This window comes from Candidatus Erwinia haradaeae, from assembly GCF_900698925.1.
Classification (GTDB): domain Bacteria; phylum Pseudomonadota; class Gammaproteobacteria; order Enterobacterales; family Enterobacteriaceae; genus Erwinia_E; species Erwinia_E haradaeae_I.
Genome location: NZ_LR217713.1, coordinates 305,947 through 323,420, shown reverse-complemented (window position 1 = coordinate 323,420; position 17,474 = coordinate 305,947). Strand labels below are relative to the sequence as shown.

The 17,474-nt window shown below is 30.0% G+C and carries 8 protein-coding genes and 2 pseudogenes; 4 read left to right on the top strand and 6 right to left on the bottom strand.

What is annotated here, in order from left to right; all coding sequences use genetic code 11:
• Positions 1-82 precede the first annotated feature (82 nt).
• The 4 genes and pseudogenes from map (at position 83) to serS (ending at position 7,853) form a co-directional block, all read left to right on the top strand.
• Positions 83-868, top strand: coding sequence for a type I methionyl aminopeptidase (gene map / locus HACICURV3402_RS00940; RefSeq protein WP_157992500.1), 786 nt, complete (start codon positions 83-85; stop codon positions 866-868).
• 2,004 nt (positions 869-2,872) lie between these two features.
• A pseudogene (gmhB, locus tag HACICURV3402_RS00935) lies at positions 2,873-3,450 on the top strand (D-glycero-beta-D-manno-heptose 1,7-bisphosphate 7-phosphatase).
• Between the two features lie 1,137 nt (positions 3,451-4,587).
• Positions 4,588-5,700, top strand: a complete 1,113-nt coding sequence (asd, locus tag HACICURV3402_RS00930) for an aspartate-semialdehyde dehydrogenase (protein ID WP_157992499.1) — start codon at positions 4,588-4,590, stop codon at positions 5,698-5,700.
• 860 nt (positions 5,701-6,560) lie between these two features.
• Positions 6,561-7,853: a serine--tRNA ligase gene (gene serS / locus HACICURV3402_RS00925; RefSeq protein ID WP_157992498.1), complete on the top strand. Its 1,293-nt coding sequence runs from the start codon at positions 6,561-6,563 to the stop codon at positions 7,851-7,853.
• 599 nt (positions 7,854-8,452) lie between these two features.
• On the opposite strand, the gene thiL is transcribed toward serS, so the two are convergent.
• The 6 genes and pseudogenes from thiL to plsB form a co-directional block, all read right to left on the bottom strand.
• On the bottom strand, positions 8,453-9,439 hold the full coding sequence (gene thiL, locus HACICURV3402_RS00920) for a thiamine-phosphate kinase (RefSeq protein ID WP_157992497.1): 987 nt from the start codon (positions 9,437-9,439) through the stop codon (positions 8,453-8,455).
• 49 nt (positions 9,440-9,488) lie between these two features.
• A complete protein-coding gene (gene nusB, locus HACICURV3402_RS00915) occupies positions 9,489-9,908 on the bottom strand; it encodes a transcription antitermination factor NusB (protein ID WP_157992496.1) in 420 nt (139 codons plus the stop codon).
• Between the two features lie 16 nt (positions 9,909-9,924).
• Positions 9,925-10,395: a 6,7-dimethyl-8-ribityllumazine synthase gene (gene ribH, locus HACICURV3402_RS00910; RefSeq protein ID WP_157992495.1), complete on the bottom strand. Its 471-nt coding sequence runs from the start codon at positions 10,393-10,395 to the stop codon at positions 9,925-9,927.
• A gap of 52 nt (positions 10,396-10,447) precedes the next feature.
• Positions 10,448-11,584 (bottom strand): bifunctional diaminohydroxyphosphoribosylaminopyrimidine deaminase/5-amino-6-(5-phosphoribosylamino)uracil reductase RibD, encoded by a 1,137-nt coding sequence (ribD, locus tag HACICURV3402_RS00905; RefSeq protein ID WP_157992494.1) that lies wholly within the window; start codon positions 11,582-11,584, stop codon positions 10,448-10,450.
• A gap of 2,191 nt (positions 11,585-13,775) precedes the next feature.
• A complete protein-coding gene (locus HACICURV3402_RS00900) occupies positions 13,776-14,798 on the bottom strand; it encodes an NAD-dependent epimerase/dehydratase family protein (RefSeq protein ID WP_157992493.1) in 1,023 nt (340 codons plus the stop codon).
• A 182-nt stretch (positions 14,799-14,980) separates the two neighbouring features.
• Positions 14,981-17,406, bottom strand: a pseudogene (gene plsB, locus HACICURV3402_RS00895) (glycerol-3-phosphate 1-O-acyltransferase PlsB).
• Positions 17,407-17,474 lie beyond the last annotated feature (68 nt).

Here is a 17,474-nt window from a genome sequence, read left to right as displayed (position 1 = left end):
ATATTAATTACATCTTTGCTAATACTTACTAATAAAATGATAGCACTGGTTAACAAAAAATAATTATCAACTTGGAAAAAAAATGAATATTCCCATCAAAACTAATAAAGAAATAAAAAAAATGAGAATAGCCGGCACTCTAGCAGCAGAAGTCCTTGAAATGATTCAACCATATGTTATCCAAGACGTTAGTACTTCTGAATTAGATCGTCTTTGTCACAATTATATCATGAATACACAACAGGCTGTTGCTGCCTGCTTAGGGTATCGTGGTTTTCCAAAATCTGTATGCATTTCAGTTAATGATGTTGTTTGTCACGGCATCCCTAGTGAAAATCAAATCTTAAAAAATGGTGATATTGTAAACATTGACGTTACAGTACTTAAAGATGATTACCATGGAGACACCTCTACCATGTTTATAGTTGGTAACACCAGCACCCAAGCATATAAGCTTTGTGATATAACGCAAAAAAGTCTTTACTATGCAATTCAACTTGTAAAACCAGGACTTCGCTTGCATACACTAGGGTATCATATTCAAAAATTTGTTGAAAAACACGGATTCTCAGTAGTACGTGAATATTGTGGTCACGGTATTGGAAAAAACTTTCATGAAGACCCGCAGGTTCTTCATTATAAATCTTATGATAATGGCATAATTCTACAACCAGGCATGATATTTACCATTGAACCCATGGTTAACGTTGGTAACTGTCAAGTTCGAATTATGAAAGATGGCTGGACAGTTAAAACTCACGACCATAGTCTATCAGCACAATACGAACATACTATTCTCGTAACTCAGAATGGCTATGAAATTTTAACTCTTCGTCAAAATGAAATGATTCCAACATTAGTTGGTTAACAATACATTTAATTTAATGTTGTGCAAAACTGAGTGAGAAATAAAATCTAATTTGGTGGATGTTTTCTCAATAACTATCTATAATGGTTCATTATATAGATGTTTAAATAAATATCTATTATAAAAAAATCTATTATAAAAAATTGAGACTTTTTCTCTTGTATATACATATTTCTTATACAAACTTTCTTATACCAACACATTACTAGATAATTTACAATCCTATTTGTATATAAGATATTTACAATATCATTAAAAAATATCATAACTTTTATATTATGAACATAATTTCTTAAGCCATATCGTACTACGTAAGTAACTTAATTTAAGACAGTTATAAATATAAAGAATACCTAATAATTTAATATTATTAGAAAATTATATATAAAAATAAACTGAAACATATATTATGATATATTTCATCATAATAATAATAGAAATATTATATTCGTGTATCATAATGCCAGGTATGATGAGTCATCAATCATCTAATATAAAATATTAATTTTTTATAATTCCCTTATCAATATAAAATTATTAAATTTTAGACAAACTATGATACAACTATGAAGCTCCAGATAAAAAATATAAATATAGAAAAACGACCTTTACTTACAAAAAATAAACAATGATACATTATGAACAACTTAATGTTTTAAAAAATTAATCGAATTACCAAAACTATTAATACTAGTAACTCCTAATATGTAAATGATGCAGTATATATCTATATACCTATATCAATGATATTTTTCCAATATATAAGATAATCAATAATTAATTCAAACATCCTATATATATCAGATATAATCGTGAATAATCTTAAACTTATTGCACAAGCGATTGATGATAGTCTAACGGCAATAAATCTTATCTTAATAAGATATCTCTTTTTTCATATTATTGATAATGTCATTTAATTCATATATACTACATTTTTTATTTTATTTTATTTTACAATTAATGTAATACAGAATCTATTATTGAATATAATGATTGCATTATATTAAAAAATAACCACTGGCTCATTCTCTTCTCTTTCTTGAATAATCTTTACATGCAGATATATTAATAAATCAAATATTAGACTAATATGAACTATTAGCTCATAAGACAAACCTCTCCTGTTTAATCAATGTTGAATCAAAAAAACACACCTTTGTTCATACACAAAGAATTCCATTAAACAAGTTATTAGTTTCACTTCTGATAAATATTTAGACTTTAGACCCCTGAGGATAGAAATAGAAAATATTCTGGTATAAAACCGATCTTTCTGATACATCAATTATATTGTTTATATTAAACAAGCGTTTTTTATCATATATCAAATCTTAAATTAATCATCATTAAAGACAATGCACGCGAATAAACCTACACTTTATCAACATACGATACAAAATCAATATTCTTTAGACCTAGAAACATAATTCAAACTAAATATACCCAAAATATAACGATTATTTAAAAATAAATTATAATATGAAATGAAATTCATCCTTTTACATCGCATCAAGAATATGAAAAAAAATAATAAATACTATTTATAAAATCATTAAATTTAATTATCAAATAATATTGATCATGATACATCTTCTTTATTAGAAATAAACAATAATAACAACGTAGTAGTAACATACTAATCTATACACTAAGAATGATTAGTTCATTAAACACATGAGATAGCCATATAAAAAAATAAATATTTATAATATTTTACTGTAATAAAAAGTTTAATCTAATTTTACTATTATGATAACCTCCAATGTCATGACGTTAATGCATAAACATAGTCACTCTTCTGAATTTATATAACTATACTCACTAGAGTAGACATAAGACTCTATATTAAAAATGGATATAAAATCATATATCATGTATATAGATACATGTGATTACAGTATGTAAAACATCTCAAAGATACTGATAAAGCCTTCCTTATTTATTAAAAATTTTTAATTACTTCTATTTGTCACTACATAAAAACAATCAGATTGGAAAACAATGAATCTAAATAAAGTACCAGCAATTTTTTTGATCGAGATGGGACAATTAACATCGATCACGGATACATCTCAGATAGTAACAATTTTGAATTTATTGATGGAGCTATTGAGGCAATGCACGAACTAATAACAATGGGGTTTATTTTAGTGTTAATAACCAACCAATCTGGTATTGGTCGTGGTATTTTTAGTGAAGATAAATTCATGAGATTAACGCTTTGGATGTCTTCGTTTCTTAAAAAACATCATATTCATTTAACAGCTATCTATTTTTGTCCTCATCATCCTAATGCAGTAATAGAAAAATTCCGACAATCATGCGACTGTCGTAAACCAAAACCAGGTATGCTTCTTGCTGCTCAAAAAAAGTTGCGTATTAATATGCTCAATTCCTATATGATAGGAGATAAGATCGAGGACATGCAAGCAGCAAAAGCTGCTGGTATTGGAACAAAGATATTAATTCAAAACCAAAATATCATTAATTCAACAAACTCTAAAACAATTGCAGACTGGATATTAGATGGTCTAAGAGATGTACCTTTACTTATTAAGCAAAGTAAAAAACAGTTATAATACTATAAACATAAAACCAAAAAACATTTGACTGAAAAACAGTTAGCTTAGTGCTAAACTAAGCATGCTCTATATAAAACGACTATGGATTATATCTAATACCAAATATTTTAATAAACGGTAAACTTGTAGAAATCGTCTATATCAAAATAAATTTTATTATGTTAATATATATAGAATATGAAACGAATTTAATCTAAATCTCCATGATCTCTGCATAGTTAAAATGAATTATTAATATTTATGAATATCATAAATACATAACCATATACTGTAAGATGATATTTTTCTATAACTTCATAAATACAATAATGATCTTTATATCCAAAAAAATAAAACAACTAATATTATTATAATATAAAAATATAAAGGTAATGATTTCACATCCATGTTATATTAAGATATTAATCTTATAAAAAATCATAAATAATGCTATATATAAATAACACTTTTTATTTTATACTTGTTAAAAGGAATCGTAAATATTACCATATCTCTATTGCTCTATTTTTCGATGTTATAGAACAATATATATAATGCCTAAATAATTAAAATTATAATATATGTGTTGTAATATCCTATACCTAAGATCAATATAATCTATAAAATTCGATTGTATTACTACAATAAATATCTATACCCTATCCTATCTATCCTATATATAATATTTATCTATTGCCCTTTTTTTGATCACCCATACTTGTTCTAAAAAAATATACAAATAATTTTGACTAGAACATATCTTTTACATCTCAGACATTATAAAAATTATATGATTTATATTGAAAATTAAATTTTACTAATGTTTTAAAAAGCAAAAATTAAAAAATCAACCCTTCTATACTATAATATAAATTATTTAATAAAATAATTGAACCCTAACCATGTAGAGCTATATAAAATACTCAATTTATAAGATAAATCACTTAAAAATAATTATAAAATCATGTTAGTATAGGATACTACTCCTATGTTTTTCCTAAAAACAAATTATTCTAATATTTTTCCTATCACTTAATCTATGTAAAATAGATTTAAACATTATCTTTCTATACAACCAAAATGTTATCATAACTGTTATCATGTTATAAAATAATTACGTATGCAACATTATTGATTTTTACAAAATGGAACTAAATGTATACACTAGGCTTTGTTGGATGGAGAGGGATGGTGGGGTCAGTTCTTATGCAGAGAATGAAAGAAGAACATGATTTTGATCTAGTTCATTCAGTTTTTTTTTCTACTTCCCAAGCAGGTCAAACAGTACCATTCCCATTAAGAAAATTAACAAACACGCTTCAAAATGCTTACGATATTGATACACTGAAAGCAATGGATATCATCATCACTTGTCATGGTAAAGAATATACCAAAGATATTTATCCACGTTTACGAAAATCTGGCTGGCAAGGTTATTGGATTGATTCATCCTCTCTTCTTCGCATGAGAAAAGAAGCAATCATCATTCTTGATCCAATCAATCATAACCTGATCTATGATAGTCTTAATCTTGGTATTAAAACATTTGTTGGAAGTAATTGCACTGTAAGCTTAATGTTAATGTCACTAGGGGGGTTATTCGCAAATAATCTCATAGAATGGGCATCCGTAGCTACATATCAAGCAGCTTCTGGCGCTGGCTCGAATCATGTTCGTGAATTACTGGTTCAGATGGGAGAATTGTATAATAATACTTCTAAAGAAATACATAATCCATCCTCATCTATTTTAAATATAGAACGAAAAATGACACATATTGCTTGTAATAGTGTTCCTATCAACAATTTCGGAGTGTCACTAGCAATCAATATAATCCCATGGATTGATGCATACTTATATACAGGTCAAACATTAGAAGAATGGAAAAGTCAAGTTGAAACTAAAAAGATATTAAATACCAAAGACACAATACCAATAGATGGTATATGCGTACGAGTTGGTTCATTGCGATGTCATAGTCAAGCATTTACTCTAAAGTTAAAACAAGACATACCACTCTTAGATATTGAACAACAATTATCCGAGCATAATCAATGGGTCAAAGTCATTCCAAATGAACAAGACATAACCTTACGCGAGCTAACACCGGCAATGGTTTCCGGTACATTGTGCACACCTGTTGGTCGTTTACGCAAACTCAACATGGGTCCAACATACTTAGCTGCTTTCACCGTCGGAGACCAATTACTATGGGGTGCTGCCGAACCACTACGACGCATGTTACGTATCTTGATAGGATCAAGATAAATAAAATTATTTTTCTTTACAATCTATTACCAAATAACGCCCTTTTATTTTATATATCTTGAAACTACGTTTAAAGTATAATTTAGTGAATAAATATTGTTCATATAACCCCTCCTGAAATCCAGCTCTCTGACTACAATATATAAGTTATTTTTGTTAAAAATATTTATATAAAAATCTAATAAAAAACCATTCTTATTAATTCCTGCTATTCTTTTAATTTGATATAATCAAATAATTGAAGCATATATCCACACACAATATCTATAAATCATCAATATTTAAATCAACAATATCATCAAACTAGATTCAGATAAACCAATCATGACACCGAACCAATATACATCAATTTATACAACATAAACTAAACCTATTTTACAATCACATCTAACCAATGATTATAATCATACTTCTTATTTATGATTATTTTATTTTCTAATAAATTTTTAGAAAAATTTTCACTAGATATTAAGCTTATTATTCTGGACCTCATATTATCAATACAATGCATATGATATTGACATTATTATATAATAATAAGTTTTTATACTAGATGATTTTATCACAATATTTTATGTTATAAACAATACATAATCACCAACAACTCAATGACCCAATCAAAGATGCAAGAAAGTCAAAAAATCGTAGTCAAAAAAGAAATAAACTGCAATCGAACATAAAAACTATTATTCGACATTACTTCTATCCTGTGATGTCCTTATTATGAACCTTAATACCTTATAATAAATACACATGCTTGCTAAAGTATCTCTATAGAATCTAAGATGCTCAAAATATCTATATCACATTTACAAAATCAATACATTATCCTTTATTTTATAATCATTAACAGGACAAATATGCTAGATCTAAATCTTCTGCGTCATCAACCATACTTAGTTGCTAAAAAATTAGCACGAAGAGGCTATAATCTAGATATTCCAACAATACTTCAATACGAAGAAAAACGAAAAAAATTACAAATTGAAACAGAAGAACTTCAAGCACAACGAAATACCCAGTCTCAATATATTGGACAAGCAAAGTTACGCGGAGAAGATGTAAACAAATTATGTCAAAAAGTTCATCTGGTATCTATACGTCTCGAAATACTTAAAAAAGAACTCGATACACTTCTTATTAAAATCAATAAGATATTAATGTCTGTTCCAAATATTCCTGATGACTTAGTCCCAGAAGGCCACAATAGCAATAGTAATAAAGAAATAAGACGCTGGGGTCAACCAAGGGAGTTTAATTTTTCTATACGCGACCATGTTCAATTAGGTGAATTATCTAAAGGTTTAGATTTTGGTGCCGCAGCCAAAATAACAGGTTCACGCTTTATAGTAATGAAAGGTCAAATAGCTCTCATGCATCGCGCTCTAAGCCAGTTTATGCTAAATCTTCATACCGAAAAACACGGTTATCAAGAATTATATGTTCCTTATCTAATTAATGAAACTAGTCTTATTGGTACTGGTCAGTTACCAAAATTTGATTCAGATCTATTCTATATTGCACCATTAAATGAAAAAAATATTGACCAAAAATATGCACTCATTCCAACATCTGAAGTCTCAATAACCAATTTAATACGTGATGAAATCCTACAAGAGTCAGACCTGCCGTTAAAAATGACTGCACACACCCCTTGCTTCAGATCAGAAGCAGGCTCCTATGGTCGTGATACACACGGACTGCTTCGTATGCATCAATTTGATAAAGTAGAAATAGTACAAATCACTCGTCCTGAAGATTCTATGGATACACTAGATGAATTAGTCCAACACGCTGAAACAGTACTCCAACTACTAAACCTACCGTATCGCACTGTATTATTATGCACTGGGGATATGAGTTTTAGCTCGAATAAAACTTACGACTTAGAAGTATGGTTACCTTCACAATCTACTTATCGCGAAATATCTTCGTGTTCAAATATGGGAGACTTTCAAGCTCGTCGCATCAAGGCGCGCTATCGATCTAAAGAAAAAACACAAACACAACTAGTACATACTCTCAACGGTTCTGGTTTAGCAGTTGGACGCACTCTAATGGCAGTTCTAGAAAATTATCAGCAAGAAGATGGTAGAATTGAAGTTCCTATAGCTCTTCGTCCCTATATGCATAACCTATCCATTATAGGCTAATCCTATAGAGTAACTGTCATGCATAATCTAAATAATTTAAAATAATTAATCATTTTTGAATCTCTGTGACTTTTTATATATCATTGACGTCTTTAATTTTATTTTTAAAATCAATAAATGAACAATAAAGAATAATGTTTAAAAATTAAGATAAATGCATAAAAACTATCTTCAGATAATACATTAATTCTAGTTTTTTATGTCTAATTGATACACAGAATAGAAGATGATATGACTTGTTAAGAATGAAACCAAAAAAACTCTCATACGATACTATTACTTCTTTAATACTAACTCATTAATTAATTATTAAATGTAAAGAAAATAGTTAAAGCGTTATAATATCAACATAAATATAAGGATATTGATAAATCCTATGATTAATATAAACATTATATATTTTTGAAATTCTCATCTAAAAACCACTAATGTAGTATATTATGTTTACGATACAATCTAAAATTGTAACGAAACTTACATGAAAATACCTAATATATAAAAAATTAAATTATAATTTCAATTATAATATTATTAGTCTGAATAATCACAAAATATACTTTAAAATCGCTAAATCGAAAAATAAATAATAGATTAAACATCTATTTTAGATCAACATTTATAAAATGATCAAACCCTCGCAAAAGGATATCCACTGGCTTGTCATGATCCAAAATAGTTAAACCTTCAGTTTTTGGAACAATTTGACCAATACAAGTACAGTCTACTCCATATCTTCCTAGTGCAACATCTAACTCTAATCGATTTTTAGTAGATACAGTAAAACATAACTCATAATCTTCTCCACCACTAAGTGCCCACTTAAGAACCTTAGAAGATGGAAAATAATCTCTTAGTTCAGGGGAAATAGGCACAGAATTCAAATCAATACGTGCGCCGCAATCACTAGCCTTAAGAACATGACGCAGATCGGAAAGGAGACCATCTGAAAGATCAATAGCAGAACTAGCTAAATAGCGTAATGCTTGACCCTGTACCACTCGAGGAGTTGGTCTTAAATGTCGTTGAATAAGTGTATCCTGAATCATTGAATTATCAATTGATACTTGGTTCTGCAATAATAACAAACCCGCTATACTATCACCCAAAGTACCTGTAACATAAATCCAATCACCAATACACGCCCCGCTCCGTTTAAGCGCATATCCTTTTGGAACTATGCCATAAACAGCTAATGTTATACTTAGAGGACCTCGTGTTGTGTTACCACCAATTAACTGTACTTTATATAAAGATAAAAACTCAAAGAGACTGTCACTAAAAACCTGTAACCACTCATGATCTACGTTAGGTAGTGTTATTGATAATGTTAACCATACAGGCTCTGCACCTGTTGCAGCTAAATCACTTAAATTAACAGCTAATGCTTTATAAGCCAGATCATAAGGACTGATGTTGTGTAAAAAATGAACACCCTCTACTAATGTATCAGTACTGATAGCTAATGTATGATTCCTTGACATGTTAACCAATGCACAGTCATCCCCAATTCCCGTTTCTACATCTTTTTGAACAAAAAAAGTACGATCAAAATAACGTGAAATTACTTGAGATTCACTAGTGTCCATGTGCAGGCCTCCAGAATTTAAAATGAGCCTAATGATAAGAAGTAATAAATCATATAAAATTCTCACGAATCTGTAACGAAACCTTATCTAATACTCCATTAATAAATTTATGACTATCTTGTGCCCCAAAGACTTTTGCAAGCTCTATACCTTCATTAATCGCTACTTTATAAGGCACATCCGAACGCTTGTGTAATTCAAATAATGCAATACGCAATATAGCTTTCTCTACTAATCCTAAATCATCCAAATCACGGGATAAATGCGGCTTGATTAATCTATCTAACTGAGCATTGTACATGACAATACCATTAATTAATTCACGAAAATAAATAATATCAATATCTTTAATATTTTGCTCTTCCAAAACCTGGTACTCAATCTCTGACATATTATTATTAGATACTTGCCACGCATATAGCGCCTGTACCGCACATTCTCTAGCGCGACGGCGAGAAGAAGGATTCACTGAGCTCTCTCCTGAATCAATTCTTAATGAATTGTAATATATTAATCATTTCAAGAGCCGTGATAGCAGCCTCGACACCCTTATTACCTTCTTTCATACCAGCACGCTCTATAGCCTGTTCGGTATTCTCAGTTGTGAGAACACCGAAAGCAACCGGAATCTCACTACTCACAGCTACACGAGCCAATCCTGAACTAACTGCATTCGCTACAAACTGAAAATGGGAAGTTTTTCCTTTAACCACCGCTCCAAGAGCTACAATTGCATCATACTTTCCGGATTTAGCCAAAACTTTAGCCGTTAATGGAAGTTCATAAGCACCTGGAACCCATACTACAGTTATATAATCATCCTGGACTTGCCCAATACGTTTTAATACATCAATAGCACCACTCAGAAGGCAATCATTGATAAAATTATTAAACCGGGCAATCACTACAACAATACGAGCATCTGGGGCAATAATATCAGCTTCAATAAGATTCATACTCTTTCTTCCACAGTTGATTAAACAGAACGAAAAAAATCATTATACTGGACTACTCGCCAATCGATTTAATTTTAGGAATAACAATATGTGGTGTCAAAATTAACTTGATATCAGGACCAATCCGACAAATATCATTAAAATTAAAAGCTAGAGCATCTTTAAGTCTCTTTAATTGTGGTATTTCACATAAACTACGTCCAGTATCTCCTATTAATCTAGGAGCCAGATAAACAATTAACTCATCTACCAACTGTGCATTTAATAATGCACCAGCAAATTTTGCTCCAGATTCTACTAAAATTACATTTATTTGTTTAGATCCAAGCTCTAAAAACATAGAATATAAGTTCAGGCAATTTTTATAATATTTTACATCTAACCTTTTAACATTATTAGGCCAATCTAACTGATTGTATTTAGTGCGTACCAACCAAGTTTCTCCAGGTTGATCAATAATGCGATGCTGAGGAGTAATACGATTGTTATTATCAATAACTACACGAATAGGTTGCCTAAACCTCTGTACTGGATATAACTCGGACGTAGAAGAATCCAGATCCTTGTAACGCACAGTTAATTCTGGATTATCCATTATAACAGTAGTACTCGTAGTAAGAATTGCTGAACTTTGCGCGCGTAAATTCTGTACATCAGATCTTGATTCCTTGGATGTAATCCACTGACTTTCTCCATTGGCAATGGCGGTTTTCCCATCCAATGATGCGCCTAATTTTAATTGTATCCAAGGCAAACCCTGACGCATCCGTTTAAGAAAACCACGATTTATTTTTTCTGCTTCCAGCGCCATTAACCCCTCAGAAACATTTAGACCTGCCTGTTGTAATCGATACATACCTCTTCCCGATACTCTTGGATTTGGATCTTTCATAGAAAAAACAACCCGAATGATTCCAGAAAGAATCAGAGCATCACAACAAGGTGGGGTGCAACCATAATAAGTACATGGCTCAAGAGTTACATAAGCGGTAGCTCCTCTTGCTTTTTCACCGGCCATAAGTAAAGCATGAGCTTCTGCATGTAAACCACCTCTATACTGATGATAACCTTCTCCAACAATAGAATCATTACGGACTAAAACGCATCCAACATTTGGATTTGGTGCAGTGGTGAACCGACCGCGATAAGCCAATTCTAAAGCGCGAGCCATATAAACTTTGTCACTCATAATATCAACCCTGAATCTAGATCATTTTTTAAAAAAATCAGACAAAGATCTATTACATCACAATACACCTAATCTGAATAAATTCAGATTCATATATTACTATTATGATCTTAAGTATCACCAACCTCCTTTGATAAAATCACAATATAAATCTATACCTAACTTATAAAGTTAGCTATCAATACGACTAAAAATATATTGTACTATAACTAGATACATAAAATTATAAATTAAATATCTTTATCTATTTTCTATAAAACACACTCATATGAATATTTTCATATAATTTAAAATACCAATATTATCAAATAAAACAACTATATCTAAGGTAATCGAAACCACCTTATGTAAATATCTTAACTATAAATAAAAAATTAATTCTATAATCTTTTTTAAAAGTAAAAATTAATCAAATTAATATTCTTCAAACTTACAGACAATATAGAATCGAATCATCATAATTTCTTCATAAAATCTAATATACTCACGTAAATATTTTTCTTCATTCTTAGAATAATATTTAAGCAGATATTTAGTGATCTATAATAGTATACCGTAATTAACTCATCGCATCAAAACGAAAACAATATAAAAATAATAATTGTATATAAATTGTCTTCACTTTCAAAAAAATTATCTGTATAAACTTAATGTAATTTATATAGTCTTACCAATCGAACGCTGCTATAGAAAATAAAAGTTAAATAATAATGCGCAATGAATTCTAGTTTTAATAAACTAAAATCAAACTATCACTATTGATATATAGATTCAAATTTTTAAATCAATTATTAATAAAAATGAATATAAAATTTTCCCATGAAACATATGTAAAATATATAAAAATTTAATAACTTAATATTAAAATTCCCAATCTACTTTTTTCTTTTTTTTAAAACTGAGCGTAATTTTAAAATAGAAAGAACAGTGCAAAAGATGACTATAACTAATACCTAACTATTAATCTTCTGAATCAAATTAAAGAAATATGAGATAGATCAACATCACCTAATCTTCATGCCAAATACATGCTTCTTAATTTTTTTCTTTAGAAGAAAATTATTCCTTACTAAACAGCTTTTAGAATCTCATTCTAATTATCTCTAATAGATAGACACTACTAGACTTATTATCTAAATAATTAATCAAGAAAAATAAAACTAGAAAAGAAGCGCAGATCTGAGTGTTTTGTCTTACAAAGTACTAAATTAAATTTAATTGGATCAACTCAAAAGAATGTTCTAATAAAGATAATTCTAGAAGATTCTTTATCAACTAGAACCTATAACCTGTAATTTGATCCTACAAACATCATAACTCATTAATAAAAAATCATATCATATCAAAATATTGTCATCTAATAAGTACTTGGTTCTAGTTAATCTTAATTAACTTAGAGCAATAGAAAATTTTCTATAATCATATTATATCAATGACTACATATATATCTAAAAATATTCCACAATGGAATCTAACAAAATCTCTATTAAAAATATTATCAATGAACCTTTAAGTAGAATAACGTAGAATGGTTCACTATAGAAGTTACTAATATCTGTATTGAATCACTGCAACCTTTAAATGATCCTATTACAATCCATTCAAGTTATTTTACTAGATATTCAAGTGAGAATCTAACCCATACTAACTAAAATCCTTTAATATTTTTATGTATTACAAAATATATACCCTCTATTACTATATTCACCTCTAGTGATATCAATAACTTCTTTTGCAAAAATAATCAGATCAAGTGATAAATAACATACTCATGTTATCATAACTCATTCATCTTAACTAAAATAAAGAGAAAAATCCTATCAAACTGGATTACTGAAACAGTAATATAATATAATTATAAAATATATTTATATAAATAAAATTGTATTAGCAAGATAAGTAAATACATTGAAGCTAGTGTGCACAGTAAAAGATCTAACAAAAAAACAACTTTGATCAACCTCATATATGTTTTGAGAACGTTTTATTCTTAAAAACCTACTCCAAATAAAATCTGACATACTTCATTTGCACGATACTAAAATACAATCTAATCTGAAAATATTTTCATTATTCATCGTGTTTATTTAACCAATTAAATGAACATTCTATAACATATGAGACTAATATTTGTTCTTCTTAAATACTTGGTACATACATGTGATGCTGAATAAACAATAATAAAAAAAATCTATTGCATATTGTTATAATAATGATTATACCATGAAACGAAATGTGACACACCTACTTCTACTGAAGTGTGAGATACAGAGCCCAGCACTTTTACTAATAAACTAATATCAGCATGTGTTCCAAGCATATCTCCAGCCTGAATAGGCATCATATTCTTATCTGCTACCCGTCCCAATGATTTTTCTAGAGCATGAATATAAGAAATTAAACTTACAGGTTCACTATTACCAATGTTATAAATCTGATAAGGTACACATCTGTTAGAAAGATAACCCACATCTTTAGTAACTAGATCTATACCTCTATTTGTTGGAATTATGTCTTGTAAAGCCATCACAGAGGTAACTAAATCATCAATATACGTAAAATCACGTTTCATATTACCATAATTGTAGACATCGATTTTTTCACCAGACAGGATTGCTTTGGTAAATTTAAATAACGCCATATCGGGACGCCCCCACGGTCCATATACAGTAAAAAATCGAAGACCAGTTGTAGGAATCCCATATAAATAGGAGTAACTATGAGCCATTAACTCATTAGATTTTTTAGTAACAGCATAAAAAGAGATTGGATGAGTGGTGTCACCATCTATTTTATATGGCATATCATCATTAAGACCATATACTGAACTGGACGAAGCATATAACAAATGTTCTACTTTATTGTAACGACAACCTTCTAAAATATTTAAATACCCTAAGATGTTAGAATTAACGTATGAAACAGGATCGAATAGAGAGTTACGAACACCCGCATAAGCGGCAAGGTGAATAACACGTTGAAAACCGTGATCTCGAAATAAATTTTCCATTACCTCACGATTAGCTATATCACATTTAATAAAGGTAAAGTTATCTGAATTGCCAATAGTAGACAAGCGATCTATTTTTAATGTCATATCATGATGATAATTATTTAAATTATCTATTCCGACCACCTCATGACCTGCGCTTAAAAGGGATTGAGTAACATGCATCCCAATAAATCCAGCTGCTCCTGTAACCAAAAATCTCATACTATCCCCATTTGCTCTAAATGTTTGAACACATCGCTTAACACCTCACTGTATATCACTTTATAACATTCTTAAATTAATCCTGAGTTCTTCTGAATATCTAATAGACTATACAGAACACTATAGAACACATTATCCTGAAACTCATTTCGTATCGCTTTTAGTCTAACTAGCTAATATAGCTACAAATCTCTTAATGTATGTTCAATAACAATTCGTATGTTCTCGTCCACTAAATCCAAACATAACTGATAAGTCTTTCGCGCTCGTACGCAATCAGGATAACTTGAATCTTGAATGTAACCTTGATTGCGTAAAGTTAACACTAAGGAACTAAAAGCTAGCTGATCAAAATACTCTAAAAAATTAATACCAGATACAATAGATAAACGTCGTGCTATAATACGACTCTTTTCTTCTAACATACCACGATTAATTGTAGAACAAATACTCAAAAGATAAAAAACAATAGCATAACGTTGTACTATAGTACGACTCCCTTCCGCCAAGAGCTGTAAAATATGAAAAGAATCTGGATTTAATCGCAAAAAATTTTTTTCTTCTATTAACAAACCCTGTCGTTCCATTTCAACAATGAACCTATCTAATACTGTAGATAGGTTATTAACATCCCATCGAAGAAATAATTCACTTTTAATAATAGGATAAATTACACTTATATGTTGAAGAAGATCAAGACAGCTGACCACTCTCTTATTGATGAGCAGAGACGCAATTAATGCGGGTATGACTAAAATATGGTAAATATTATTCCGATAATAAGTAGCCAATACTACTTGTGTAGGTTTCAACGTGATAATGTCATCTTCGCTGTCTTGAAATACATTAAATTCATCCATTTTTAACGCATGATCCAATAACTGTCGTGATGTCATTGTTGGTAATGTTAACTCAGAAGAATAAGATGTGTTTCGTAAAAGATTCATATAACAATCAATCTGATTCATCAATTGTTGACGAGATAAAGAATGCGTACGCGAAGCCAATAAAGCAGTTGCACATAAATTGATTGCATTCACAACTACAGCATTATTAATGCGTATCATAATTTTTTGCGCAATCTCATTAACTATTGCAGTTAACCACACTGGTCGTTGAGGTTCTAGCGAACTAATATTTTTACGCCAATTTGGTACTTGATGAGTTAAATATTCTGTTAATAAAAGCGGCTCACCGAAATTAACATAGCTCTGACCAAGATTGCGCAAACGAAACAATCCTCGTATAATGGATAAAATTCCTTCTTCTTTTTTAGTAGTTCCACGTAATTCATCAGCATAAGTCTGAGATTCTAAAACATGTTCGTAACCAATGTAGATCGGCACAAAAACAATGGGGCGGTGACCATCACGTAACATAGCCTGTATGGTTATAGATAAAATACCAGTTTTTGGATTTAACAAATAACCCGTACGTGAGCGCCCACCTTCAACAAAATATTCCACTGAAGCTCCACGAGTAAAAAGATCGCTTAAATACTCACGAAAAACCGTAGAATAAAGCTTATTACCCCTGAAAGTACGACGAATAAAAAAAGCACCCAAGCGCCTGAAAAGAAAACCAACTGGCCAGAAATTAAGATTAATACCAGCGGCAATATGAGGCGGAACTAATCCCTGATTATAAATAACATAGGAGAGAAGAAGATAATCGATATGACTTCGATGACAAGGAACATATACTAACTCATTTCCAGTTTGCGCTAAGCACCGTATCCGCTCAGCCCCTGTAATATTAATTTTTTCATAGAGTCGTCTCCACGCCCATTTCATAATACGCGAAGTAAAATACAGAGCCAAATCAGATGGATTAGAAGCTATTTCTTTTATAAAACTCGCAGCATGCTTTCTTGCTTTCTCTTTAGAGATCTGTTTACTGTGGGACTCATCGTCTATAGCCTTTTTTATTGCTCTCGATTCCAATAATTTATGAAATAAATTCTTTCGAACTGGTAAAATCGGCCCCACCATAACTAGAAGATGACGAAAAAAATGCATACGAACTTCTCTTATCAGAACCTTAGAGTCCTGTGCTTTTTTCTGACTGTTCATCATAACATAATTAAGTAATTCTAATCTCGAAAAACGAATAAAACTATCACGACCTACAAACAATATAATTAAAAATTTATATATACTATTTAAAATTACATAAGAAGGCACACCTTTCTTATTCTTTCGTTCTCTAAGTAAAGAACGACCAAATATTATAGAAACAAGCACAATTTGAATATTAATCTCAGGCTTCTTATGCTTTAGGCCAATAGCATAATGCAAAAAACTTACTAAATCTACAGATTGGCAAAGACAAGGAAAGAGACTTTTTTTTTATGCATAAATACAACATGTGGTATATTCTTATCATCAAACCCCCATTCTCCTAATGGATCAGGAAGATTCTTCTTACTACAGAGCATTTGCAATGTATATAAATCAACTTGTGACTCATCAGATAAGACATATACCACTGGTTGAGATATATCGATACCCAGTTCAGATATTGGATCATCGGGAATGACTGTGCTTTTTACTAAAATTCTTATACAAAATTTCCATAAATTATAGTATAGCTTACGCCAATCCAACATAAATTAAACACAACCTCTTTAAAAAACTATAAGTTTATCAAAATTAGTTAATCAGATACAATATATTG